The organism is Undibacterium sp. GW821-FHT07F11 (assembly GCF_059418665.1).
The window spans coordinates 715,183-741,139 of sequence record NZ_JBWKQH010000001.1 but is presented as its reverse complement, the minus strand read 5'-3'; the positions used below and the strand labels follow the sequence as shown (position 1 = coordinate 741,139).

Here is a 25,957-nt window from a genome sequence, read left to right as displayed (position 1 = left end):
ACTTTTATCACCGCCTTATCATTCGCCTAAACTCTTGATCCTGTGGATGTTTACCGACTTATCCACAGCAACATGCCTGCGTTAACAACTACTACTATTTATATATAAAGTTATTCAAATTAAAGGTATCCACAGCTCAAAAAAAGCAAAAAAACAAAAGCAAAAAACTGTCGTAGAATCCGTAACTCATTCAATCCTCCTGGGAAAACACCGTGAAACTATGGTCAAATTTGCTGCTCATTACCTTGCTCGCTTGCGGTACTGCACATGCAGAAAAAGCCACTGAAGCATCGGTCAAAGAATTACTGGTTTTAACGAATAGCCAACAAATACTGAAAAGTACAGAGGCCCAGATAGATGGCGTCATGAAAAACATGATGAAAGCAGCCCTGAAAGACCAGACGATCAGTACAGACCAGCAAAAAGTACTGGATAAATTCAGGGATAAAGTCTTAGATATCCACAAGACAGAAATGACCTGGGAAAAACTCGAGCCTATTTTTGTTGAAATCTATGCGAATTCCCTGAGCCAGGAAGAGGTTGACGGCATTGCTGCTTTCTACAGGTCCCCGGCGGGTAAGGCTTATGTCGGCAAAATCCCGGTCATCATTCAACAAAGTCTGGGGGCAATGCAAAAAGTGACCACGCCCATGATGGATAAAATAATTGAAGCTTCCAGGAAAATGGCTGAAGAATTACGCGAACTGGATCAAAAAAAATAAGTTTTCAGCTGAATTTAACGACTAATGCGCTGTAAATAAAAGAATTTACCTGCCTTAGTTGAATTTAGCTGTTGATATCGACTACGTACGGTACTTACTTTTGAAAATCTACCTGTAAGAAGTGCCTTTCCAGGCAAGTAAAAACAATGGCTAAATCCAGGCACTTCATTTTCCTTGGTGTAGGCACGCTCGGGGATATATTTCCTTTCCTGAGCCTGGCAGTCGAAATGCAGAGGCGTGGACATATGTCCACGATGCTGCTGGCCCCAGTTCATGCCATTCATGCAGAAATGGCTGGTATTGCTTACAAGATTTTGGGTACCCAGGCTGAATATGATGCCGCTATGCGTAATCCCGATATATGGAATGTACGCAAAGGTCTGGGTATTGTACTTGAGTCATGCAAACGCTTATTTACAGAAATACCTGATTACTTCGCTTCTTTGCCTGATAATCAGGATTGTGTATTTATTACTCACCCATTGGGATTGCCTATAGCAGATCTGACGCGTAGTTTTCGCCCTGATATTCCAGTCATCGGGGCTTACCTAGCACCCTCCAATTTAAGGACTGTGCATGATCCACTGGTCATGGGTGATTTATTCATACCGCGCTGGCTGCCCGTATGGATGCGTGAATGGCTGTGGACTTATGCAGACAAGAATTTTGTTGACCCGCTTGCTGTCCCCATCATCAATCAAGCCAGACTAGTCAGGAACTTGCCACCAATCAAGAGCCTGCCACCATATATGTATGCTGTGCCAGACCTGAGCATCAGTTTTTTCCCCGCATGGTTTGCTCCAGCACAGCCAGACTGGCCAAATCCTATTGTTATGGGGGAATTTCAGCTGTACGACAGCAGTCCTGATAAAGACTTATCCACAGAGTTGCAAGAATTTCTCGCAGCAGGCGATGCGCCAGTGATTTTCACCCCGGGTTCAGGGAATATACAGGCCAGCCATTATTTTCAATGTGCGCTGCAAGCAGTGCAAAAACTGGGTTTGCGGGCGATTTTCCTGAGTTCTCACCGTGAACAGATCGTGGCAAACTTGCCGGAGAACATACTCTGGCAAAGCTATTTACCCCTGCGCAGTATTTTGCCACTTGCGTCAGCCCTGGTTCACCACGGTGGTATAGGCACAACCGCAGAAGCTTTAAGAGCAGGCATACCGCAACTGTTGTTGCCGCAGGCTTTTGACCAATTTGATAATGCTGCGCGCGTAAAAAATTTGGATGTTGGCGATTTCATGCGCATGTCGCGCCTGACGACACGTAAATTAGAGCGCAGTCTGTCACAACTACTGGGTTCAGCATCAATCAAAACAAACTGCGCGCTTGTTGCTAAGAAATTCAAGAAAGCTGGTCATGCAGATTCTTTATGTGATGCGATAGAAGCGGTAAATTTAAGCAAGAGAAAATAAAGTAATCAATTTCAGCGACAAGATATAGCCGAACTTATCCACAACTCATTATTGTCTATAGGTTTTTTTATGCGCGATTTTATGCAGTCATATTTATCAGCAGATGATGAATATGCCAAAAAGATTTAATTTTCAAGTTAAGACAAAAACTGTCTGCGCAGCAGTTTAAAACGCGAATACTTCGCGTTCACAAGAAAAAAATAAAAATCCCGTAAATGCGCAAAGCCACGCCCTGCCTGGCTTGCAACGCGGTTTCATGCTACCGGCATTACGCGACTATTCGATAGGGATGAAGACTTTTATCATATCCAGCATCAATCACATGATTATGCCTGGAGTTTTTTATGTCTTTATCTTCTCAATCTTCGCAGTCCTTGTCTGCTGCACCCGCAGCGGCTGGCGGTAGTGTTTTTCTGAAACTGCTGCCACTCACACTGGCGGTTTTTATCGGCTTTCTGACCATGGGCATGCAGCTACCCGTATTACCGCTGTACCTGCATGACAACCTGGGCATGAGTACACTGGTGGTCGGCCTGGTCATCGGTACACAGTTTGCTGTTGCCCTGCTGTCACGAGCATGGGCTGGCAATTTTGCCGATATGCGTGGTACCAAGCGTGCAGTACTCACTGGTTCCCTGATTATTGCCAGCTCAGGTCTGGTGTATCTGGCATCGCTCCCCTTTGTCACTACACCTGCAGTATCGGTGTGGATACTATTGTCTGGCCGTGTCTTGCTGGCCATAGGCGAAAGCCTGATGGTCACCGGAGCACTGGGCTGGGGCATAGGGCTGGTCGGGCCGCAAAATGCAGGCAAGGTCATGGCCTGGGTAGGTATCGCCATCTACGGTGCATTTGCCTTCGGTGCACCAGCAGGTGTCGCCATCAATGCTCATCTGGGATTTGCTGGTATAGGCATAGCGACAATTTGCATGCCGGTCGCCGCATTGCTGATGGCGCTGGGCATTGCTGCCGTCCCACCGACAGCAACTGTCCGTATGCCTTTTTACAAGATACTGGGCACTGTCGTAGTACCCGGCCTGGGACTGGCTCTCGCCAGCATTGGCTTTGGTGTGATAACGGCTTTTTCTGCCTTGTTGTTTGCGGCAAAAAACTGGGGCAACTCCTCGCTTGCATTCACATTCTTTGGTGTGGCTTTCATCGGCGCCAGGATTTTATTTGGCCACTTGCCTGACAAGCTCGGTGGCGCTAGAGTCGCACTTGTCAATGTTGTGATAGAAGCCGCCGGGCTCATGCTGATCTGGCGGGCTGATACTGTCAGCATGGCCTATATAGGTGTTGCTTTGACAGGCTTTGGCTATTCACTGGCCTTCCCCGGTTTTGGTGTTGAAGCTGCGCGCCGTGCACCACCACAAAGCCGCAGTGTTGCCATGGGTGCCTATGTCGCTTTTCTTGATATGTCACTGGGCATAGTCAGCCCGTTGGCTGGTTTTATCGCCGGGCACTGGGGTGTCGATGCTGTTTTTCTTGCTGCCAGCGTGGCAGTGGCTTTGTCTTTGCTAGTGGCTGTGCGTTTGCTGGGTAAAGCATCTGCAAGTACGTAAGGTACTGAAATTTTTGCAGGTGCGCTGTGCGCACCATCCACGGGAGATTGATCAGGCTTTCAAGAAGTCTGGTCAATCTCTTCCTTGCTTTTGATACTGTTCAGATAAACACAGAACATATCTGCCATGGCATCCGCATAGCCATCTACTCTGTCGGCAGGATAGCCATTTACCGACACATGCTCACCAGCACTGCTGAGTGTGGTGGAAATCAGTTCTTCAACGATGGACCGCGTCGCTGCTGCTGCGACAGGAAGCAACTCTTCTACGAATACCCGTATGGTCTGGTCCCAGTATTGCCATGCTTCCTGTGCTTCAGGGTCATCGTTATACTGCGGGGCGATATCGGTGAGGGCATTGCGCATCTGTGCCTCTTCACATTCTGAGCGCAAGAAGGCATGCACGAGAGTGCGCAAGCGCTCCAGCGGTGCCAGTTGAACATCCTGAAGGATATTACGCAACATCCCGCCAGTCTGTCGCCATTCATCACTTTGCAGGCGGAACAGGATGGCTGCTTTGTTCGGGAAATATTGATATACAGAACCCACGCTGACACCCGCTCTTTCTGCTACCCGTGCCGTGGTAAATTTTTGCGCGCCCTCTCTTTGTAAAACCTGAAGGGCAGCTTCCAGTATGGTCGCCACCAGATCAGCCGAACGGCTTTGCTGGGGTCGCTTTCTTGAAGAGATAGGAGGGGTTTGAGGTTTGCTCATGGGATTATGAAGTGAGATTCAAGACAGTACTCTGAGATGATATGCACTATATATTCCCGCCATGAAAAAAGCTCCTGAATGCAGGAGCTTTTTTCGCAGCGACAATACGGAAAACGATCAGGTCGCCAGTGTCATCAAACTCGCATTGCCGCCGGCAGCCGTGGTATTCACACAAAGTGCCCGTTCTGCCATTAAACGCCACAGAGGAATTTCTGCATGGTCATGGATTTCGACAACGGAGACGATAGCGTCATCCAGGCCTGCAAACAAGAGCTTGTAATGCGACAGCAAACCTCCTTCGACCAGGGCCAGTTGGGCACCGCATTGCTCTGCTTCTGCAGTGATGATGAGTTTGCTGACTTCGATTGGCAAACCTGCTGGCAAGATAGACATGGTTTGTGCAGGCAACACAGGCAGGTTGCCAGTCGCCAGTGTTGCGGCCAGTTGGTTGATGATGCAATTGACTGTCGTTGCCGCGCAAAAAATACGGCCACGAGGTGCAAATGACAGGGTATTGCGTTCACCTGTCGGGCCAGGTAAGACCTGGGTCACTTTGTAGGGGCTGTTATGGGCATAGTGCTCACCCAGTTCGGCGATTTTTTGATGACCTTGTTTTTGCGCCCAGACCAGCAAGGCCTCCAGTGCTGGTGGTGACTGGCGTTCATATACGGTATGTCCACCCAGGCCGGTCACAGGCGTGCGTTGCAGGCGTTTCAGGTACAGCGGGCCGCCTGCTTTGGGGCCGGTACCGGATTTGCCTTCGCCGCCAAATGGTTGCACACCCACCACGGCGCCAACGATATTGCGGTTCACATAGATATTGCCAACGTGAGCGCGGGAGATGATGAAATCGATAGTTTCATCAATACGGGTATGGATGCCCAGCGTCAGACCAAAACCGGTGCCATTGATCTGATTTATCAATGCTGGCAAGTCATTGCGCTTGTAACGCAAGATGTGCAGTACCGGGCCAAACACTTCTTTTTTCAGGTCAGCCAGGCTGGCGATTTCCATGACAGTCGGCGCAACAAAAGTACCGGCGCGGCAAGTGGCTGACAGGTCCAGCGTATAAAAAGATTTGGCCTTGCCACGCATGCCATTGATATGGCTCATCAGATTGTTTTGCGCTTCTGCATCGATGACGGGGCCTATATCAATAGCCAGGCGGTCTGGCTGGCCTATGCGCAATTCTTGCATGGCACCGTGCAGCATTTCTATGGTCTTGTCGGCGATATCTTCTTGCAGGCACAGTACGCGCAGGGCAGAGCAACGCTGGCCGGCACTGTCAAAAGCAGACGACAATACATCATTGACGACTTGTTCAGGCAAGGCACTGCTATCGACGATCATGGCGTTTTGGCCACCAGTCTCGGCGATCAGCGGGATATCGATGCCCTCAGCCACAGCGCGTTTCGCCAGCGTGCGGTTGATGATTTGTGCGACTTCGGTAGAGCCTGTGAAAATCACCCCTTTGACGCGGTGATCCGCCACCAGCTGGGCGCCAACGACTTCACCCGTGCCTGGCAAGAATTGCAGGGCACCACGCGGCACGCCAGCTTCATGCATCAGTTGTATGGCGCGGTAAGCGATCAACGGGGTTTGCTCTGCCGGTTTGGCCAGCACCACATTACCTGCGGCCAGTGCGGCACTGACTTCACCGATGAAGATGGCCAGTGGGAAATTCCATGGGCTGATACAAACTACCGGGCCCAGTGCCTGGGTATTTGGCAAGCCTTCTACCTGGGCTGCGTAATAACGTAAAAAGTCTACTGCTTCGCGCACTTCTGCCAAGGCATTCGGCAGGGATTTGCCGGCTTCACGTATCGCCAGCGCCATGAAATCCAGCGTTTGCGCTTCCAGCAAATCTGCGGCTTTTTTCAGGGCGGCGGCACGTTCTACCGGGGCTGTGGTTTGCCAGTCCATCGCATATTGTTCTGCTGCATGCAGGGCAGTTTGCACATCCTGGGCATCGGCTTCGATTACTTCACCGACCACATCCAGCTGGTTAGCGGGGTTATTCACAGGGCGCGCCTGGGTAGCGGATACCTGGCCATGCAGGATAGGTGCAGCTATCAAGTTTTGCTGGCTGCTTTCGGCAAAATGGGTGCTGATTTTTTGCAGTTCCAGCTCATTGGAGAAATCCAGGCCAGCAGAGTTCTTTCTTTCCTTGCCAAACAAATCCCTGGGTAAGGCAATGGCAGCATGTGGCGCGCCACCCAGTTCACGCGAGACGGCTATCGGGTCGGCCAGCATGGATTCTATCGACACATTTTCATCAACGATCTGGTTGACGAAGGAAGAGTTCGCTCCATTTTCCAGCAGGCGGCGTACCAGGTAAGCCAGCAAGGTCTGGTGTGACCCTACCGGGGCGTAGATGCGGCAAGGCTTGTCCAGTTTGTCTTTGCCTACCACCTGGTCATACAAGGTCTCACCCATGCCATGCAGGCACTGGAATTCATAATCAGTGATACCGGCTTTTTGTGCCCAGGTATAAATGGTGGACAGGGTCAGCGCATTATGCGTGGCAAACTGTGGATAAATCACATCAGTCGCGGCCAGCAGTTTTTGTGCGCAAGTCAGATAAGACAAATCGGTGTAGACCTTGCGGGTGTAGACCGGGAAGCCACTCATGCCATCAACCTGAGAACGCTTGATTTCTGCGTCCCAGTAAGCACCCTTGACCAGGCGTATCATGAACTTGCTGCCGCTGCGGCGCGCCAGGTCAACCAGGTAATCGATCACGAACGGGCAACGTTTTTGATAGCCTTGCACGACAAAACCTATACCTTCAAAACCTTTGAGATCGGCATCAAAGGCCAGTGCTTCCATCAGGTCCAGCGATAATTCCAGTCTGTCGGTTTCTTCTGCATCAATGTTCAGACCGATGTTGTATTGCTTCGCCAACACCAGCAATTTTTTCAGCAGGGGCAGCAATTCATTCATCGTGCGTTCACGCTGGGCGCGTGAATAGCGCGGGTGCAGGGCAGACAGTTTGACTGAAATGCCAGGGCCATTCTTGATACCGCGGCCATTCGAGGCCTTGCCTATCGCATGAATGGCCGTTTCATAGGCTTTGTAATAGAAGGCTGCATCCTTGGCAGTCAGCGCGGCTTCACCCAGCATGTCATAAGAATAGCGGTAGCCACGTTTTTCATTGTCCTGGCTATTTTTCAGGGCCTCTTCTATGGTTTGGCCAGTGACGAACTGGTTACCCAGCATGCGCATGGCCATATCCACGCCTTTGCGTATCAAAGGCTCACCGCCCTTGGCGATCAAACGTGTCAGGGCAGAACCCAGGCTTTGTTCGCTATTCGTGCTGACCAGCTTGCCAGTCACCAGCAAGCCCCAGGTGGCAGCATTCACAAACAAAGAAGGGGATTCACCCAGGTGTTTGCGCCAGTCACCCTTGCTAATCTTGTCGGCGATCAGACGGTCAGCGGTTTGATGATCGGGGATACGTAACAGCGCCTCGGCCAGGCACATCAGGGCGACACCTTCTTCTGACGATAATGAAAATTCATGCATCAGGGCATCAACACCAGAAGCGCGGGTGCGTTGCTGACGTACATTGCTGACCAGGCGGTGTGCCAGTTCTGCAACACTCTTTTGCTGATCCTCGTGGGCATTTACATTGCCGAGCAGCCATTGCACAGCATCAGGCTCTGATCGGCGGTATGCTTCTGTAATTGCAGTTCTGAGAGGGCTGGCAGGGGAGAGCAGCTCTGCTTGCAGGGCAGAAAAAGGCGAGTTATTAGTTGGCACGGTGATCGCAATCATATAAAAATAATCAAAACAAATATGATTTCATTGTATAGATGCTCTTCGATGATTAATTCTGGAAATCAGAACATATATCGAAATTTTCTTTTTTGTGAGAAAATTATGCCGAATATTATTAATCACCACACTGACGATTTTTGACTTCTTATGCTCGACAAAATCAGTAAAAGAATTCTGGCCGAATTGCAAAACGATGGCCGTATCAGTAATGTAGAACTGGCAACAAGGGTTAACCTCTCCCCTGCCGCCTGCCTGGAACGCGTGCGCAAGCTGCAAGAATCCGGCTACATACTAGGATACACAGCCCAGCTCAATCCCCATCTTTTAGATGTGGCCTTGCTGGTTTTCATTGAAGTTGTGCTCGACCGCACGACACCAGACGTGTTCGACGCTTTCCGGCGTGGCGTACAAGCCATCCCTGAAGTGCTCGAATGTCATATGGTGGCGGGTGGTTTTGACTATCTCGTCAAGGCGCGTGTCAAGGACATGAATGCCTACCGCGACTTCCTTGGTAAATCTTTGCTGCAATTGAACGGTGTGCGCGAAACGCATACCTATGCAGTGATGGAAGAAGTTAAAAATACCAGCTGCCTGCCAATTAAGTAATATCGGTAGTATTAAGCAAGCAGCTTGTTCAGGTATTTCTTCAGACTCTGTTGAGCCTGGCATACATGCCGCATTTCTTAAAGATGCGGCATGTTTTCATTTGCGCTTCTGATTCCTCTTTTTCTGATTCCTCATCAATGCTTGCCCGACAACGCCAGCTTGATACCGAAAGAAACAAACATCAGCCCGATGAAGCGGTTCAGCCACAGTGTGACAGCCTGATTGACACGCATGCGCTGTCTGGCAAATGCCGTCGAGATAGCGAGGAAATGGCACCACAACATGCCATTGAAATTGAAGATACAACCCAGGACGATCAAGGCCAGCGGCTTGTTGCTGGCATCAGCCGCAATAAATTGCGGTACAAAAGCCAAAAAGAAAATCGCTACTTTCGGATTCAATATATTCGTCAAAAAGCCTTGCATGAAAATCTTGCGGTGGCTGAGTGCAGGCTGGCTGGCTTTGCTCCCTGTGTCTGCTTGCGTTTGTTCAGCAGATTTTGCCCTGCTTAACAGCATGGACACACCTATATACAAAAGATAAGCCGCACCCGCCAGTTTGACAATAGTGAAAGCCGTAGCGGAAGTCGCCAGCAAAGCCGACAAACCCAGCGCCGCTGCCATGATATGCACTAATGTACCCGCACCTATGCCCAGCGCTGCTGCCGAACCCGCACGCCAGCCCTGCGTCGCGCTACGCGTCATGATCAGGATGGAATCGGGGCCGGGGGCGATATTGAGTAAGATACCGGCGATGATGAACTGGACGAGGTCTTGTGTGCCTAACATTGGGGGAACTCCTGTATGGGATGGGCGGACAAGGGCTTTATTATAATCGGCAATGAAAACCAGTTTGGTTTTACGTACTACGACTTTTTCAATTATTTTTTACTGGATTTATGCCCATTCATCCCAGCGTCAAAAAACTTTTACTGAATATCATGAAGTCATTTCCTGATGTGGCTGAACACATGATGCTCATTGCAAAAAGGCATCGCAGCATAGCAAATTGCACGACAGAGATGGTAGGAGAGTTCGCCAGATTGACGACACAGACCATGCGCGATGATAATCAAGCAATCGCACAATCACATCTCAGGTTTATGTCTGAATTGTTGAAAACAGCAAACGAAAAAACTAGAGAATATATAGATGTCTATTATGTAGAAGAATTGTTTTTTGGTATGACTCCAGCACAAAAGAAACGTGCCTGGCCGTTATTGCCTGCAAATTTAAAACAACTCTATGTTGCCATGTGGGGAGATATTTCCTGACTTCCGTAGTAAGGTGCGCCATGCGCACTCTGGCAAAATCAGAGGAATCCGGCGTTTTGCGCTCACGCAATAATCCCTTTTCCAATTTGTTGCATAATGATGCTTTTAGCAGGCATTTTCGTTTAATTTCGGAAAATTAAAAGCTTTCACCGGGTCCGGGGGAAGCTTGCCGCTTGATCGCTCAATTTCTTCAGTATTTCATGTCTACCTCTGCGCAAACAACCATATCCCCAGACTTATCCACAGTGCAAACCCTGGCAGAATTATTTGCCTGGCGGGTCGCACAAACCCCTGATGCAGAAGCCTACCGGCAATTTGATGAGCTGACAGATCAGTGGATATCTTATTCATGGCAACAGACGCAAGAGCGCATGCAAGGTTTTATCAAGGCCCTGTCGCCACTGGCGCTCGAGCATGGTTCGCGTGTTGCCATCTTGCTGCCGAATGGCTTGCATGCTGTCTGCATGGACCAGGCGGTGCAGGCCTGTGGCTTTGTGCCGGTGCCCATGCATGCGCTGGATAACCCGGCCAGTATTGCTTATATCCTCAGTGACAGCGATGCTGCATTTTTAATCGCCGCAAGCGACCGGCAATGGAAAGATATCGCCAATGCAGGTCTGGAATTGCCCGCTTTGCGCCAGGTTGTTGTTCTTGAAAAAACGCTGGAGGCTGCGGCCTTGCCAGCCAGCGCCCCTGTCGTGCAAATCGATGAATGGCTGGCCAGCGCAGTGCATTTGCAGGCTAGAGTAAAAGGGCCAGTCGCCGATGATTTGGCGGCGCTGGTCTACACCTCGGGTACGACTGGTAAACCCAAGGGTGTCATGCTGACGCATACCAATGTGGTGTCAAATGTAAAGGCAGTTGTCCACAGGGTGTCGCCTGTCATTACTGATGTATTTTTATCTTTCCTGCCCTTGTCGCATACCTTTGAGCGTACTGCCGGTTATTACCTGCCGGTGGCTGCGGGTGCCTGTGTTGCTTTCTCGCGTTCGGTCAAGCAATTGCCGCAAGACTTGCTGGAAGTGCGGCCAACAATCCTGATTTCCGTGCCGCGTATTTATGAGCGTGTGTATGGCGTGATCCAGACCAAACTCTCTGCATCAAAACTCCAGGCGAATTTATTCAATCTGGCGATTGCCACTGGCTGGCGCCGCTTCAGCCGTGAACAGGGTTTGCTCAAGGGGGATGGCATGACGGCCTTGCTGGATGGCTTGCGCTGGCTGGTACTTGAACCTCTGATTGCCAGCAAACTCAAGAACCAGTTTGGTGGTCGCTTACGGGTGGCAGTCAGTGGTGGGGCGGCGCTGTCGCAAACAATTTCGCAATGTTTTTTGGGCTTGGGCATACCTATCGTACAGGGCTATGGCATGACTGAGACTGCGCCTGTGGTTTCCTTTAATGCGCCGGATGATAATGACCCTGCCACCGTGGGCCGCGCTGTTGAAGGTGTCGAAGTACGCATAGGCGAGAATGCAGAATTGCAGGTGCGTGGCCCGAATGTCATGCGCGGTTACTGGAAGCGGGAAGAAGATACCGCCAAAACTTTTATCGATGGCTGGCTGCGCACTGGCGACCAGGCTTCCATTGTCGATGGCCGCGTGCGTATCCTGGGACGTGTAAAAGAAATCATCGTCACTTCGACAGGTGAAAAAATCGCTCCGGTTGATCTGGAACTGGCGATCATGAATGACGTGGTGTTTGAGCAGGCTTATGCTTTTGGCGAGAATTCACCGTTTATCGCCTGTGCGGTTGTTCTTAGCCGTGCTTACTGGCAGGAGTTGTCCAGCTCGCTGGGCCTGAACCCTGATGATGCCGCCAGCCTTAAGTCACCACAGGCACAGAAAGCGGTCGTGCAGCGTATCAAGGCGCTGACGAAAAACTTCCCCTACTATGCCCAACCTCGTGCCGCGATTTTGACGCTGGAAGCATGGACTGTGGAAAACACGTTGATCACCCCTACCCTGAAGCTTAAGCGCAATAATTTACTGGCGCATTTTGCTGAGGATATCAAGGCTGTTTACACGCGCTAATGGACTGAGCTTGATCTCAGTCGCTGTTGATAAATCAGGACTTATTCACATGCTGATGCTGCAAGCCCGCAGCATCAGCATGAACGTCTTTAACCAAACGGGATAAAGTCTATACCGTTCTGTATCTTAGCTATCACCTGCACCTGGTTCTCTGTGCTTTCACTAAAACTGGCGAGTATGTCTGCGCGCGTCATGCCCTTGCTGACCTGCCCATTCCAGTAATCAAAACCTGCCTGGTCTGGTGTACGGTGCAAGACATTGCTGTACAAGGCTGTCAGAAAGGCATTGTCAGAGATATTTGCACCATACAATTGCTTGAACTCATTTGAAATGACAAAGCTGGCAGCAACCTGGTTCAGTGTTGATCCCTTGTCCATCTGCCCTATCCAGTAACCCAGACCAGGCAGATCTGGCGTGCGGTTAAAGGCTGCCTGATAAATGCGGTAGGCGACACCAGCTGTGCTATTGATATCGAGTGCCACCGACATGTCGGAAAATTGCAGGCGTTCCACCTGATTCTCGGTATCCGTGCCCTCTGCACCAGTCTTGTCCTGCACAGTGAAGCTTGCTCCAGAGGCGGTAATCGTGAAGTCAGCACGCTTGCCGGCATAAATCGCTGTATCCAGACCAGCACCACCATTGATGACGTCATTCCCGGCCAGACCATTGAAACTGTCATTGCCAGCAGTGCCGTTCAGATTGTCATTGGCTGCCGTGCCTACAATGCCGCCTGGGACGGTTTTTGCCACCGTGGTGAAGGAGTAACTGCTGGTGCCAATGAAGTTATTGCCGGCTATGTCCTTGATAGAACCTGAAGGTATGTTCAGCTTGTAAGTGCTGTTGTTATTCAAGTCATTGGTCGGGTTGATGGTGACGGTATTGCCGTTGATGCTGACATTGCTGCTCTGGGCGATATTGTAGTTGGCGACAACGCTGCCATCCGCATTCATGAGGCTGATCGTGCCACTGCCAGCAGTGACGGTTTCACTGAAAGTCAGCACGATATCGCTATTGGTCGCCACGCTATTGGCCAGTGTGGCCGGGCTGAAGCTGATCACCGAAGGTGGCGTGGTATCACCAAAAAAACTCAGCAGGTCAAGCACATCCTTGCCATTGTTAAAAACCAGCCTCTCCATGTTGAGCAGTGTGGCATGCAATTCGCCACTGGCACCGGACAGCGTATCGACATGAATCGAGCCATCCGCAGCCAGCGTGATCGTATATTCGGAACGCAAGGAAGTACCGAGATTCAGTGTATCTATCCCACCTTTGCCATCGAGTGTAAACGTCGAGGGATTAATGACGGTCCAGGTATTATTGCCGTCGTCACCAACTACTGTTGCCATGATAAATACTCCTTCAATTCATTATTCAGGCAGCAGCCTGAGTATGTACTTTGCCCTGCTGATCTATTGCCAGAAAGCGTAATCCGGTTTTCTGCAAATACGCCAGTGCATCTGCTTCTTTCAACATGCCTATGGTGGTACAACTGCCTGCCAGTGCCGTCAAGGGTGCCAGCACGCTGATGCTGCGCCAGTACCTGACCGGCATGCCGGTTTGCGGATTCAGGATATGGCAGTAGCGTTGTCCGTCCGTTTCAAAATACCTTTCGTAATCGCCACTGGTCGCCAGCGCCCCTGTCATTAAAGGGATGCTGGCAGCGATCTTGTCCTGCTGGCGCGGGTCTTGTATGCCCATGATCCAGGGCTGCCCGTCCGGCTTGGGGCCTAGTACCCGTATATCACCCCCCAGGTTGACATAGCCATGCGTTACACCTGCAGCCTCTAATACTGCCGCCGCCCGGTCTGCCGCATACTCCTTGCCAAAACCGCCAAAATCGACCTCCATGCCCGCCAGCGGCAATCTCAGCCTGTCACCTGCCCGTTCGACTTTTGTCCAGCCTATGCGTTGGCACAAAGCCTGCAATTCATCTGCTGCCGGTACCCGCTGGCTCTTGAAATCCCAGGCCTGGCGCAAGATACCGGCCGTGATGTCGAACAAGCCATCGCTGGCCTGGTGCAGTGCCTGGGCATAATCAAACAAGGCCACGGTTTCTTCATCACAGGCCACGGCATCACCACCTGCCTGGCTATTGATGCGCGAGACTATGCTGTCTGGCCGATAGCGCGAATACTTGACTTCTATCCTTCTTACTTCCGCAATCGCTTCCTGTGCCTTGGCGAACATCAGCTGTTCATCGGTATCCGCGATAACGACTTCACAGGTGCTGGCCATGGCCTTGAAAGGGATGCGGTAAATCTGCATAAAAACCTGAACTCAATCACTAAACTCAATAACTAAAATTGGCGCGACAGTCCAACTTGTATGGTCCTGGCATCAAACGGCAATAGGCCAGTGCTGCCACTGCCAAACAAACGGTACGAAGCACGTTGCTGGTATTGCTCAAATTTCACATCGACCTGCCAGTCTTCATTAATCTGTTTGGCCAGCTTGATACCCACAGTGCGTGCGCCATAGGCCGAGACCCGCTGGTCTTCGGAATAATTCTGCGCCCCATCCGGTGGGTTAGGTGCAAACGGATACATGTCTGGCTGTGCGTCGACATAAAAACTGGCCGCGCTCTGGCTATAGAAGCGCAATATGGGCGTGACACTCCAGCCCTGGCCAAAAGGCTGGGTATATTCCAGGTTGAAGGTATGCGACCTGATTTTCCAGCTATCACCAAAATAGCGGTAACTGAGTCGCGCACTGCCGCCTGTGGCATCAAAGTGGTGGTTCCAGCGGGCTAACAGCGTATAGCTATTGCGTTCATCCGGGCGTTTGTCGAAAGCCTTGTAGGGGTCGGACAGATAACCCTTGGCATGGGCCAGGCCAAGATTGATCTGCAGAATGTCATTCATGCCCATGACCTGGGTCAGTCCCAGCAAGGCATCGGTCACCTGCTTGTTTTCACCCCTGACCTTGCCGGTGGAGGCGCTGACGGTATCATTGGCAAAACCCAGGCCAGCTGTCCAGGTGGTATTTTTATCTTCGCTGAACTGGCTGCCCTGTAGCGATATGCCACGCGAAATATAATCGGCTTCGCTGGATGCTGTGGCACCCAGGGTCAGCGTGTGATGCGGGAAATAGCGGGTAACTTCCGCATCCAGTGCCCGGCGAAAATCCCTGAGCTTGACCAGGCCATAACTATGGAAGGCTGGTGAGGCACCAGAAATACTATCGGTTACATAAGTCGCACCAACCGACCATTCATCCGACAGCGGTGCCATGATCTTGAGGGCACTGGCCTGTACCTTGACGCGGTCTTCACCGGGTTGGCTATCCTTGTAGTCAAGCAATTTCAGGCTGATTAGGCCTTTGTCCGGTGCTGATTCAGCATGGGCAGCCTGCATCATGGGCAGGGCCAGTGCGGCTGCCAGCAAAGTGGTGGCCAGATTGTCAGGGGTTTTGGAAGTGACTGGTTTCATGCTTTTTTTTCCTGAGCCTTATCCACGCTTGTTCTTCAATTTTATTCTTCAATTACAACCGCAGCCGCCGCCACCAACACCAGTGCCGCCAAAGGCAGATTCCTTGCTGGAATAAGTATGCTCGGCGAATTTGCTTTCCAGCTTGTCATTGTCAAAGGTCATTTCCTTCTTCGCCAGCTTGCCTTTTTCCCAGGGCTGTACGGCTTGTACCAGCTGCATATTGCCGCAAGCGGTACAGGACAGCACCAGACCCAGCAATACCAGTTTTTGCCAATGTTTGTAATGTATGAATTGCATCATCATTTACTCCCCAGACTTGCCACGATGGCCTGTTCAATTTTTGCCTTGCTGGCTTCATTAAAGCCCGCATGCTGCGACAGTATCTTGCCATCCCTGTCTATCAGAATACTGCTGGGCATGCCCTTGATTTCATACTGGCGTGGCATGAGACCCTTAGGGTCATAGGCTATATGAAAATTGCCAGGACTGGATTTCAAAAAATCCAGTGCATCTTCCTGTTTGGTATCCAGATTGATAGCTACCACCTGGAAACCCTGTGCACCGTATTTGCTTTGCAGCGCATTCATCCACGGAAAGGATTGCTTGCAAGGTCCGCACCATGAAGCCCAAAAATCCAGATAGACAACTTTGCCGCGATAATCACTCAGTTGTATATTGCCCTTGCCACCCTGTACATTAAATTCCGGGGCTGGTTTGCCGGTTTCCAGCGCCATTGCCGGCATGCTCAAGCCCAAGGCGAAAGCTACGGATACCGCTGCCGTCATTGCTGTTTTAAGATTCAGAAATTTCATGGTGCTGCCTTGCCTGTCTTGCAGGATAAGTTGTTGCCGACGCTGCATAAGCAGCTTGCGCTAACATCCATCATAAGCCTTGTACTGCGCAAATAAATCTTGGCTTAGGTAAAGATACCGGGTTTTCTGTAATGAACTGTAACGGGAGTATGTCCTTAAAACAAGTCTGTCCTCAAACAAGTTTCCAAATTAACATATTTTCGTTTGAAAACGGCATTGCTACCTAAAAACAACAAATTGCATTGCCGTTTTGACCCCTTCCGCTGTTCTGGCTAGCATGCCCTTACAGAAAACCATATGGAGCCTACATAGCGATGCATAAGCAAACAGATACGCAAACAGATCAACAGTTTCAAGATGGTCTGCAGATACGCAAACAAGTCATGGGTGATGCCTTTGTCGAAAAGGCATTCAGCAATACCGATGCCTTTACCGTACCGCTGCAGGAATTTGTCACCCGTAATGCCTGGGGCACGGTCTGGTGCCGTGATGGCCTGGATTTAAAAACCCGCAGCCTGATCACGCTCTCGATGCTGACCGCCCTGGGGCGCGCGCACGAGATCAAAGGACATGTACGCGGTGCGGTCAATAACGGCGCAAGCATGAAAGAAATACAAGAAGTACTATTACATGCCAGCGTGTATTGCGGCATGCCACTGGCCATTGACGCCTATCGCTCTGCCCATGAAGTCTTGCTGGAAATGGGCAAGGTTGAAGCGGACAAAGCAGGAGCCACCTCACCTGATTGATTTCAAAGGAAACCGGTATGACAGAGAGAAGAAAAGCTATCGCACTCACTGAAGACGGCGTAACCCGTCCGTTTGCGGTGGAGGATGTACCATGGGATGAATATTCCCACGGACAGAGTTTTGGTTCACGTTATCGCCAGCTAGGTCAATATGGTGGTTGCCAGCACGTAGGCGTGAGTCTGGAAGAACTGTCACCCGGCAAACTCGCCTGCCCCAACCATTATCATTACCTGGAAGAAGAACAATTGATGATGCTGGACGGCAGCCTGACCCTGCGCATGGGTGAACAGACTTATGTCATGAAGGCGGGGGATTACATGGTATTCCCGGCCGGGCAAAAGGTTGGTCACAGTCTGTTCAATCATACGGATGCGGTATGCCGTTACCTGGTCATAGGTGAGCGTAATCCCCATGATGTGATTGTCTATCCTGATAGCAACCGTATCAGTGTGGTGCTGGCTGGTGAAGGCTATGACAAGGCGGCAACGCTGGAATACTGGGCGCGTGAGAAGGATTGAGAAGGACTGAAAGACATTGAAAAGGATTAATCAGTGGCGCAGGCTCTGCAACTAAGCTCCCTAATTCCTCATTTGGTGTCATCACCGTAGCTGTCTGGCAAGAATTACCGGATACTGCGTGCATGGCTCAGATTTGTGGAAAGGATAGGTAATGCGCCGCATGTGGCTTTTTTATACCCTGGCATGGATAGCATATTCCATACTGATCGCTCTTGCGATACAGATAGATGGTCTGTCCAAAGGGCAGTTTGATCTGCAACTGGCGATGTATTCAGAGATCAATACTTTGCCAGCGGCAGTGACCCTGGCCTTTATCTGGCCCCTGACCGGCCTGATAGAACGCAAAGGTTTGCGGCCTCTCAGTATCGTGTTCATCCATATCCTCTTGTCCGTGGGATTCGGGTTTTTCTGGCATTACCTGGTCAGTGGTTTCATGCAAATGATCGTGCATGTCAAGGCAATCGAAGAAGTCCGCCCCCTGAGTGCCTATATCTGGCCTTTCCTGTATAGCTTGATGATGTATGGCGTAGTTGCCGCTATTTTTCATACCGTGCGTTCCAGCGAAGCACGCCGCATGCAGGCACTGGCCGCGACCCAGGCCCAGGGTTTGCTGGTGGTGGCTGAACTGGCCAGCTTGCGCAATAAACTCAATCCCCACTTCCTGTTCAACACCCTGCATTCCATCATTGCCCTCATGCGCAAGGATGGCAAGGCAGCTGAGGCTGCATTATTCCGTTTTTCCGACATGCTGCGCTATGTGCTTGATAGCGAGAAAAACGGTACTACCCATGTCGCCCTTGAAGAAGAACTGAATTTCGTGCGTGATTATCTGAACCTGGAAGCCTTGCGCCTGGGACACAGGTTAAACGTCAACTGGCAGCTCGATGAAATGGCAGGTGGCTTCGGGTTACCTGCCTTGAGCGTGCAACCACTGGTGGAAAATAGTATCAAACATGCCTTTAACCCGCGCGCCCAGCCTGGCAACTTGCTGATCAAGACCAGGCTCAAGGCCCTGCATGGCGAACTGGAAATCACCATCAGGGATGATGGCCCCGGGGCTGAGCTGGCAGATGTTCACGCTTCCAGCGGTATAGGCGTGAAAACCGTAGAACGCCGCCTGCACCTTGAATATGGTGGGCGTGCCAGTTTCACCATCAATACTGCACCCGGACAGGGTTTTGAAATATGCCTGACGATACCTATCTCCTCGTTGTGACGCTTGGCTGGACTACATCATGACTAAAATAAAAACCGCCTTTATCGCAGAAGATGAACCACTGGCTCGCGAAGTCTTGCGCGACGCTGTCAGCGACAGGCCAGAACTCAGTCTCATTGGCGAAGCTGCTGATGGCGTCACTGCCCTCACGCAAATCAATTTGCTGAAACCAGACGTGGTCTTCATGGATATACAGATGCCCGAGATGACCGGCCTCGAAGTCTTGCGCCGCCTCAGCCATTTACCCGAAATCGTCTTCACTACCGCGTATGACCAGTATGCCGTGACCGCCTTTGAACTGCATGCAGTTGATTACCTGCTCAAGCCTTTTACACGTGAGCGCTTTGATGCAGCGGTAGACCGTTTGCTGGATGCGCCACCATCCATGCAAGCCATGGAACACGCTCTGAACCTGGCAGCAGGCCGTGAAACCAGCCGGCTGGAACGCATCCTGGTGCGTGACCGTGGCCACATCTTCCCGGTTAATGTGAATGACATCGCCTACCTGAAAGCTGATGCCAAATACACCGCCATCATCGTCGGTGACAGGACCCATTTGGTCCGGCTGGGCATCACCGAACTGGAAACCCGGCTGGACCCGGCACGCTTCATACGCATACACCGTTCGCTACTGGTGAACCTGGATTTTGTCGAATCCATGAAAGCGGATGAGCAATCGCAATTGCGTTTGCATATGCGCGATGGGAGTGTGTTGCTGGCGAACCGGGAGGCTTCGAGGATGTTGCGGGATATGTCGATTTGAATTTGTGTTCCCTAGTGCTTTGAGTTTTTATGCTTTTATCTATCGCTGACAGCAAGCTTTCGCCATGCTGGTTTTTGCTCCTTCTCCTTCAAGGAGATGCGTGGGAATTCGCAAAGCGCAGCTTTGTGCCATGCATATCTAAGCCGCTTGCAAGTGGCGCGGTGGGGAAGGCTGGGATGAGAATGGGGTTCTTTCGATCAGCAGTAATAATAAGACGAAGTGCAATCTCAAATCCGTCGCTCCAGCGCAGGCTGGAGCCTAGTGGCGTTCGTTGTCTACTTCAGTCGTTATTAAAGCGGTTACCCTCCGTGGACACAAGCCGGGTCTCGGCCCGGCGGCCGAAATACTTTCTTTGCGTCGCCAAAGAACGTATTCAAAGAAAGGCGACCCAGGCGTAGTCGCCCCTAAAGGGGTTCCCGTTTGTGCAGTACAAAAAATGGGAAGATCCGAAACTCGCTTCGCTCAGACAGCGGCTCTTCTTAATCCATTTTCTGTACCGTACAAACGGCGCCTACACATGGGAACTGCGGAAAATCAAAAGCAACTGCAACCCCAAAGCAAAACCCAACAGCAACGTCAATGCGACCGTTGCGGGATTTTGTTTGTAGTGCTGCTTGGTCATGCATTCATTGTCTGACCTCTCAATCCAAACCCCCAAACCTCTCCCTGAAAAACCCCGGCGTAATCCCCAGATGTTTCATGAAACTGCGATGTAATGTATCCAGGCTGTTATAGCCAGACCGGTCTGCAATTCTTGCTAGTGGCCAACTGGTAGTGACCAACAAATTCTTGGCAAACTCCAGACGGGCGCTTTCTACAAAGCGGGCCGGAGTGGTTCCAGTTTCTTGCTGGAAGATGCGCGCGAATGTACGTTCGCTCATGTGCACGCGGGCTGCCAGTGCCGGGGTGCGCAGGTCGCCGGTGGGATTGGCGAGGATTTCGCTGAGCAATTGCTGCAGGCGCGGGCTGGCCTGGGTTTGTGATGAGATCTGGGTTTGCAGGCTGTGACTGTATTGCGATTGTCCACCGGCGCGGCGCATATACAGTACCAGTTCACGTGCTACTGCCAGGCTCAGGACCGGGCCGCCGTCGGCTTCCAGCAGGGACAGACAGAGGTCTATGCCTGCGGTGACGCCTGCTGAGGTATAGATGGGGCCATCGGCGGTGAAGATGGCGTCAGCATCCAGCTTCACCTCAGGGAATAGCTTTTGCAGCAAGGCGCAGGTGTTCCAATGTGTGGTGGCGCGGCGACCGTTCAACAAGCCAGCAGCGGCCAGTATCAGTGCGCCTGTGCAGACGCTGGAGATGCGGCGGGTGCGGTTGCTTGAGCTACTACGTGCTTGCAGCCAGGGCAACAGGATATTCTCCGCCGCAGCTTCGCGCATCGCAGCTTCACTGCCACCGGTGACGATGATGGTATCAATCTCTGCGGGCAAATCCCTGAGTGCGCATACCCCATGTATTTCCAGCCCGGCGTTAGTGGTGATATTGCCGCCCTGTGGGCTGGCGACGATCAGGCGATAGGTCGGCATGCCTGGCGGTCTGTGCTGATTAGCAACGGCAAATACTTCCATCGGACCACTAAGGTCCAGACTTTGCACGCCATTCAGTGTGATGAAAACTATGCTGCGGGTATTGTTGTCCATGGCAGAATTTGCGACAAGATTGGCACTTCGGCCAAGATGTTGATGATTATAGTGTGCCTGTGGATAAATCCCGGTGTACTGATGAAAACAAAAATCCTGCTGTTCTTATTCCTTGGCTTTAGCTTTTCCCTTGCTTCTGGCAGTACCCTGCCCGGCTACCAGCCGCGTTTTGGCCGCGACAAGCCTGTCGTTGCCGTAGTCGCGGATAATGAAATGACAGAGCAGACTGATTTTGTCGTGCCTTATGCGGTGCTCAAGGCCTCAGGTGCTGCGCAGGTATTTTCTGTCGCAACCGCTAGTGGCGTGGTGAATCTGTATCCGGCACTGAAAATGCAGGCACAGGCAAGCATGGCTGAATTTGACCAGACTTATCCACAGGGTGCTGATTACGTCATCGTTCCCGCTGTGCACAATGTGCAAGCAGCAGTCCTGCAAAACTGGGTCAAGGCGCAGGCTGCCAGGGGGGCAGTGATCGTCGGTATCTGCGACGGCGTCTGGGTTCTGGCACATGCAGGTTTGCTGGACAAGCGCCGTGCCGTCGGTTTCTGGTATTCCATGGATAGTTTGCAAAAACAATTTCCCGGCACGACCTGGGTGCGCAACCAGCGCTACCTGGCCGATGGCAAGATCATTACCACCACTGGAGTGACAGCATCTTTGCCTGTATCGCTGGCTATGGTGGCAGCAATTGCAGGTCATGAGCGCGCCACTACTCTGGCGAATGAGCTGGGGATAAAAGAGTACTTATCCACACACGATAGCCAGCAATTTCGCCTGAGCGCTGCCAATATCATCACCATCGCCAGCAACTGGCTGCGCTTCTGGTCGCATGAAGAAATTGCCCTGCCACTCAGCGATGGCGTCAATGACATCGCCCTTGCCCTGTATGCCGATGCCTGGTCGCGCACCTACCGCTCGCAAGTGAAAACCTATGCCAGTAGCATGCAGGCTGTGAATACGCGTTATGGTTTGCAATTGCTGCCGGATGCAGTGGCTGATGTATCTGCCATGGACAGCTTGAAAAAAGAACACAACTGGCTGACTGAAATCGCCCCGGCCAAGGCCATGGACAGGGCCTTGCAGGAGATAGGCAAGGCTTACGGGTTGGCTACCAGGGCGCTGGTCAGCACCTTCATGGAATATCCACAATAGAAGAATCGGGGAACCAAGTCATTGTATTCAGGTCAGGTAGACTATGCTGATGCGAAAGGGTATCCATGGCTACATACAAAATCAAATTACTGACCTTGCTGCTGACGAGTTTTGCACTGACGGGCAATGCCGCCACAGTTTTCCCTGGCACGGAATGGGACAGCGTTGCCACGACTAGTGCCGAATGCAAAAAGGGACAGGCCGAGCTGGATAGCTACGCGCAAAAGCAGGCCACTACGGCTCTATTGGCGATCAGAGGTGGCCGTGTTATGTATAGCTATGGCCGTACCGATGTGCCGGGCATCATAGAGTCACAGCGCAAAAGCATCCTGTCCATGTTGTATGGCAAATACGTCGCCAACGGAACGATCAATCTCGACCAGACCCTGGAGGCCGCAAATATCGATGATGTTGGTGGCCTCTCATCCACAGAAAAACAGGCCAGAGTGCGCGATTTGCTGACGGCACGTTCAGGTGTTTTCCATGCTGCAGCCAACAGTGGCGACGACCTGGCAAATGCACCGGCACGCGCCTCACAAACGCCGGGCAGCTATTTTTTGTATAACAACTGGGACTTCAATGTCGCAGGCACCATACTGGAAAACGCCACCCACAAAAGCATCTACCAACTCTTTGACGAAGACATTGCACAAAGCCTGCAATTACAGGACTACAAACTCAGCGCGCAAAAGAAATTTGGCGACAGCAGCAAATCCATACACCTGCCCTATCATTTCCTTTTATCCACCAGGGACATGGCACGCATAGGCCTGCTGGCACTGCATGAAGGCAACTGGAATGGCAGGCAGTTGATACCAGCAGACTGGATGCGTTTAACGACCAGTGTTTTTACCCCCTCATCCGACATGCACCCGGCTAGCACAGCAGCACGCCATGTCGCTTATGGCTATATGTGGTGGGTACTCGAAGAACCCGTAGATTCGCCACTGCAAGGCGCCTACGTGGCCTGGGGTTTGCATGGGCAATATTTGCTGCTTATCCCCAGACTGGATATGGTGATCGCCCACCAGCGCCGCGTACCTGTGGATGGTAAATGGGATGTGCCAAAAGTGGGTAAGAATGCGTTTATCCACATGGCAAAATTGCTGGCGCAGAGTTGTTCGTGAAAAGAATTAATATGAGCCTGACATGAATTTAAAACTTGAACCTTGCACGCTGGATGATGCTGCGCAGTTGGCAGAATTGCGCGCCCTCGCCATGCGCCCCAGTCTTGAACGTGTCGGGCGCTTTGATGCAGAAAGGGCGCGGCAACGGCTCCTGGTGAATTTCGCAGCCGAGTGTACCAGGCTCATCAAGCTGGATGGATCACTGGCAGGTTTTCTGGTGCTGCGTCCGCAGGACAACGACCTCTTGCTGGACCATTTTTACCTGCATCCGGATTTTCAGCAACGTGGCCTGGGCAGTGCAACTATGGAGCTAGTACTGGCAGAAGCTGACACACTGGGGAAGATCATCCACGTTGGTGCCTTGAGTGACAGTGACGCCAACCGTTTTTACCTTCGTCATGGCTTTGTTTTGCGTGAAGTAGCCGAGTTTGATAATTACTATTTGCGTTATCCACAGGCTGATACAAGTAGGTGCGAATAGATTCTATGGTTCCCGTCAAGTTTTTATCGAGATGAGATCAGAATTAAAATCAACGCCGTTCTTGATCAAGCTAAAAGCAATCCGCAATATTTTACGAGCGATGATCATAATGGTGGCCGTTGACGGCCAGCCAAGTTGACGGTAATGTTGGTACACGGGTGCCCACACCTTTGATTTTGCTGCTGCCATACCAGCGTTAAATAACAAGCGGCGCCCTTCAGCAGGGCCCCGCTTGGACAGCCTCCTGCGCCCACGTTTCTGACCAGAGTCACTAGGACGTGGGTCCATACCGACAAATGCAACGACAGCATCACTGTTGGTGAAGCGAACGCGGTCAAACAGATTTGCCAGCCAGGAACTCGTTAATAACCCGACTCCTGCAATGGATTGCAAGCGACAGACTTGTTCTGCCCGGCGGGGAATATCCGTATTCAATGTAGCAATGTCCTGATCGATTTGCTTGAGTAATTCTGTAAAGCTATCTAAAAGCTTGGCTGACTTCACTTTCAGTGACGGCGCTCCATCACAGGTCAGGCGTAAAGCCGTCTTTAGAGAAACAATTTTCGCCCTGCGTTTAAGCAGCTCATCCATCGTGCGTTGCTCCGGCGTAGCTGGTTCATACAGGCGTAGTTCCTTAACTTCATGTGCCAGGTAACGTGCAATGAGCATTGCATCGACGTTGTCAGTCTTGGCACGCGCCCCAACCCCTTTCGCATAATGGCGGGTATCTTTAGGATTGAGTACATAAACATGCAAGCCCATCTGGAAAGCCAAGTCAGCTAGCATCTGATGATAGGTGCCAGTTGCTTCCATCGCAATAGAAGAGCCAAGTGGTAACTGCTTCAGAAATTTCTTTAAAGCAGCTAATTCATTAGGAACAGCACGCACCAGGAAACTGCTTTCCGAGCAGGCAATAACGACTTCAGATTTCGCCACATCAACACCAATGAATAACGGGGATTGCATGATTGCCTCCTTATCGTTAAAGTGAGAATGTTGGGGTGGCCACTTCTTCACGTTAGCTTGCACATATCGGCGGTATTGGTTGGCAGGCCTATTGACCGATGGATTCCTCATCGACGTTGAAGAGGTGGGGTGGGAGAGTTCTAATCGAGTCTGTCAGTGAAAACTGCAGATGCAACGCGTTGTCCCTCCACCCCAACGCTTTCTAGTTTCCCAGAAATCGTCACTTATAACCATACAAGCTTCGCGTATTCGCACGCATGATTTTAAGAGGATCAACGGTATTTTTAGACTAGACATGCATGCGATTACATTGCACTAATCGCACCTACACGGTCTGCATCAAAGCTGGAGACGGGTCAAAAATGTCGATAAGAATGAGAACGTCTATATTTAGGATGTCCCAATAAAATTAAGGGCGAACAATGAAAATTACGGGTTCTATTGAATCAATTTCTGCTTTTGGGTATAACCGACTCATATCCGTTGCAACGACAGAGAAGAAGGTCTGGTGTAGCGGATTTCAATGCAATGAGTACTTAGATGAAGGGAAAAAATCAAAGTGCCTGACGGTAAATGATAAGGTTTCGTTGACAGCTTCATTGAAGTTGGTTGTCAAGTATGAAAATATTTGTTCAGCTAGTCAACGTGGCATTTTTCAAGAAAAAAAATTGTCACCACATGCGATAGTCGTAGGGACAGTTTTAGAAAAAAAGGATGCATTTGAATACGTGCTTGATATTGAAAATAACGAAACAATTACTGTTGAATTCGAGATTGCAGTACACCTGAATTTTGGACAAACTATTAAAGTTGAAGGTGAGTTAGTGGTTGAATTGGAGTAATGTTTAAAAACGTAAAGTCGAGGGCAATTCGTACATTCATTCATTTCCAGGCTATCGGGCGATTACGCGTGGCTACGAGAATGTTTTTGCTACAGGTAGGGGCGGTCCTATTCACACATAAGAACCTTCTCTCTATAGGGAGACTACTTG

Annotated in this window: 24 protein-coding genes; 14 read left to right on the top strand and 10 right to left on the bottom strand. The window is 50.9% G+C overall.

The features are described 5' to 3' along the window. Positions 1–212 precede the first annotated feature (212 nt). The 3 genes from AC07OI_RS03135 to AC07OI_RS03125 all read left to right on the top strand — a co-directional run bounded on the left by AC07OI_RS03135 (position 213) and on the right by AC07OI_RS03125 (position 3,705). Entirely contained in the window at positions 213–722 is a 510-nt protein-coding gene (locus tag AC07OI_RS03135; RefSeq protein WP_492707579.1) for a DUF2059 domain-containing protein, read from the top strand. Positions 723–868: 146 nt separating this feature from the next. After that, the gene (locus AC07OI_RS03130; protein ID WP_495256277.1) at positions 869–2,143 is read left to right on the top strand and encodes a nucleotide disphospho-sugar-binding domain-containing protein; all 1,275 of its coding nucleotides are present in this window, start codon (positions 869–871) and stop codon (positions 2,141–2,143) included. A 344-nt stretch (positions 2,144–2,487) separates the two neighbouring features. Further along, complete coding sequence (locus AC07OI_RS03125; protein WP_495256276.1) at positions 2,488–3,705, top strand: arabinose transporter; 1,218 nt, start codon at positions 2,488–2,490, stop codon at positions 3,703–3,705. Positions 3,706–3,764: 59 nt separating this feature from the next. On the opposite strand, the gene AC07OI_RS03120 is transcribed toward AC07OI_RS03125, so the two are convergent. Further along, entirely contained in the window at positions 3,765–4,418 is a 654-nt protein-coding gene (locus tag AC07OI_RS03120; RefSeq protein ID WP_495256275.1) for a TetR/AcrR family transcriptional regulator, read from the bottom strand. Between the two features lie 117 nt (positions 4,419–4,535). Next, positions 4,536–8,195 (bottom strand): trifunctional transcriptional regulator/proline dehydrogenase/L-glutamate gamma-semialdehyde dehydrogenase, encoded by a 3,660-nt coding sequence (gene putA, locus AC07OI_RS03115; protein WP_495256274.1) that lies wholly within the window; start codon positions 8,193–8,195, stop codon positions 4,536–4,538. 150 nt (positions 8,196–8,345) lie between these two features. On the opposite strand from putA, the gene AC07OI_RS03110 reads away from it, so the two are divergent. After that, on the top strand, positions 8,346–8,804 hold the full coding sequence (locus AC07OI_RS03110) for an Lrp/AsnC ligand binding domain-containing protein (RefSeq protein ID WP_110254407.1): 459 nt from the start codon (positions 8,346–8,348) through the stop codon (positions 8,802–8,804). A 134-nt stretch (positions 8,805–8,938) separates the two neighbouring features. On the opposite strand, the gene AC07OI_RS03105 is transcribed toward AC07OI_RS03110, so the two are convergent. Further along, positions 8,939–9,592, bottom strand: coding sequence for a LysE family translocator (locus tag AC07OI_RS03105; RefSeq protein WP_495256273.1), 654 nt, complete (start codon positions 9,590–9,592; stop codon positions 8,939–8,941). Positions 9,593–9,702: 110 nt separating this feature from the next. Here AC07OI_RS03105 and AC07OI_RS03100 point away from each other — a divergent pair, with 110 nt between their 5' ends. Further along, on the top strand, positions 9,703–10,077 hold the full coding sequence (locus AC07OI_RS03100) for a DUF7674 family protein (RefSeq protein ID WP_495256272.1): 375 nt from the start codon (positions 9,703–9,705) through the stop codon (positions 10,075–10,077). A gap of 200 nt (positions 10,078–10,277) precedes the next feature. Further along, positions 10,278–12,107, top strand: coding sequence for an AMP-dependent synthetase/ligase (locus AC07OI_RS03095; RefSeq protein WP_495256271.1), 1,830 nt, complete (start codon positions 10,278–10,280; stop codon positions 12,105–12,107). Positions 12,108–12,196: 89 nt separating this feature from the next. Here the strand turns inward: AC07OI_RS03095 and AC07OI_RS03090 are convergent, their stop codons facing one another. Genes AC07OI_RS03090 through AC07OI_RS03070 form a run of 5 tightly spaced genes read right to left on the bottom strand, consistent with a single transcriptional unit; the run spans position 12,197 to position 16,269 of the window. After that, the gene (locus AC07OI_RS03090) at positions 12,197–13,453 is read right to left on the bottom strand and encodes a DUF4214 domain-containing protein (protein ID WP_495256270.1); all 1,257 of its coding nucleotides are present in this window, start codon (positions 13,451–13,453) and stop codon (positions 12,197–12,199) included. Between the two features lie 25 nt (positions 13,454–13,478). Continuing rightward, the gene (locus tag AC07OI_RS03085) at positions 13,479–14,372 is read right to left on the bottom strand and encodes an FAD:protein FMN transferase (RefSeq protein WP_495256269.1); all 894 of its coding nucleotides are present in this window, start codon (positions 14,370–14,372) and stop codon (positions 13,479–13,481) included. A gap of 32 nt (positions 14,373–14,404) precedes the next feature. Continuing rightward, positions 14,405–15,535, bottom strand: a complete 1,131-nt coding sequence (locus tag AC07OI_RS03080) for a DUF3570 domain-containing protein (RefSeq protein WP_495256268.1) — start codon at positions 15,533–15,535, stop codon at positions 14,405–14,407. 48 nt (positions 15,536–15,583) lie between these two features. After that, entirely contained in the window at positions 15,584–15,838 is a 255-nt protein-coding gene (locus AC07OI_RS03075) for a DUF4266 domain-containing protein (protein ID WP_492707600.1), read from the bottom strand. Next, entirely contained in the window at positions 15,835–16,269 is a 435-nt protein-coding gene (locus tag AC07OI_RS03070; RefSeq protein ID WP_495256347.1) for a TlpA family protein disulfide reductase, read from the bottom strand. The genes AC07OI_RS03075 and AC07OI_RS03070 overlap by 4 nt, the downstream gene beginning before the upstream one ends. A gap of 392 nt (positions 16,270–16,661) precedes the next feature. On the opposite strand from AC07OI_RS03070, the gene AC07OI_RS03065 reads away from it, so the two are divergent. The 4 genes from AC07OI_RS03065 (at position 16,662) to AC07OI_RS03050 (ending at position 19,593) form a co-directional block, all read left to right on the top strand. Beyond that, positions 16,662–17,096 (top strand): carboxymuconolactone decarboxylase family protein, encoded by a 435-nt coding sequence (locus AC07OI_RS03065; protein WP_495256267.1) that lies wholly within the window; start codon positions 16,662–16,664, stop codon positions 17,094–17,096. A gap of 17 nt (positions 17,097–17,113) precedes the next feature. After that, positions 17,114–17,614 carry a cupin domain-containing protein gene (locus AC07OI_RS03060; protein ID WP_492707604.1) on the top strand — a complete coding sequence of 167 codons (501 nt, stop codon included), beginning with the start codon at positions 17,114–17,116 and terminating at the stop codon, positions 17,612–17,614. Between the two features lie 160 nt (positions 17,615–17,774). After that, positions 17,775–18,830: a sensor histidine kinase gene (locus AC07OI_RS03055; RefSeq protein ID WP_495256266.1), complete on the top strand. Its 1,056-nt coding sequence runs from the start codon at positions 17,775–17,777 to the stop codon at positions 18,828–18,830. 19 nt (positions 18,831–18,849) lie between these two features. After that, on the top strand, positions 18,850–19,593 hold the full coding sequence (locus AC07OI_RS03050; RefSeq protein WP_492707608.1) for a LytR/AlgR family response regulator transcription factor: 744 nt from the start codon (positions 18,850–18,852) through the stop codon (positions 19,591–19,593). Between the two features lie 641 nt (positions 19,594–20,234). On the opposite strand, the gene AC07OI_RS03045 is transcribed toward AC07OI_RS03050, so the two are convergent. Next, positions 20,235–21,239, bottom strand: coding sequence for a GlxA family transcriptional regulator (locus AC07OI_RS03045; protein ID WP_495256265.1), 1,005 nt, complete (start codon positions 21,237–21,239; stop codon positions 20,235–20,237). A gap of 81 nt (positions 21,240–21,320) precedes the next feature. On the opposite strand from AC07OI_RS03045, the gene AC07OI_RS03040 reads away from it, so the two are divergent. From AC07OI_RS03040 to AC07OI_RS03030, 3 genes are all read left to right on the top strand, one after another. Beyond that, positions 21,321–22,391: a DJ-1/PfpI family protein gene (locus AC07OI_RS03040; RefSeq protein ID WP_495256264.1), complete on the top strand. Its 1,071-nt coding sequence runs from the start codon at positions 21,321–21,323 to the stop codon at positions 22,389–22,391. 65 nt (positions 22,392–22,456) lie between these two features. Beyond that, positions 22,457–23,518 (top strand): serine hydrolase domain-containing protein, encoded by a 1,062-nt coding sequence (locus tag AC07OI_RS03035; RefSeq protein ID WP_495256263.1) that lies wholly within the window; start codon positions 22,457–22,459, stop codon positions 23,516–23,518. A gap of 22 nt (positions 23,519–23,540) precedes the next feature. Then, positions 23,541–23,999, top strand: coding sequence for a GNAT family N-acetyltransferase (locus AC07OI_RS03030; RefSeq protein WP_495256262.1), 459 nt, complete (start codon positions 23,541–23,543; stop codon positions 23,997–23,999). 15 nt (positions 24,000–24,014) lie between these two features. Here the strand turns inward: AC07OI_RS03030 and AC07OI_RS03025 are convergent, their stop codons facing one another. Then, positions 24,015–24,965 carry an IS110 family RNA-guided transposase gene (locus AC07OI_RS03025; protein WP_495256261.1) on the bottom strand — a complete coding sequence of 317 codons (951 nt, stop codon included), beginning with the start codon at positions 24,963–24,965 and terminating at the stop codon, positions 24,015–24,017. Positions 24,966–25,387: 422 nt separating this feature from the next. Here AC07OI_RS03025 and AC07OI_RS03020 point away from each other — a divergent pair, with 422 nt between their 5' ends. Beyond that, complete coding sequence (locus AC07OI_RS03020; protein WP_495256260.1) at positions 25,388–25,807, top strand: hypothetical protein; 420 nt, start codon at positions 25,388–25,390, stop codon at positions 25,805–25,807. Positions 25,808–25,957 lie beyond the last annotated feature (150 nt).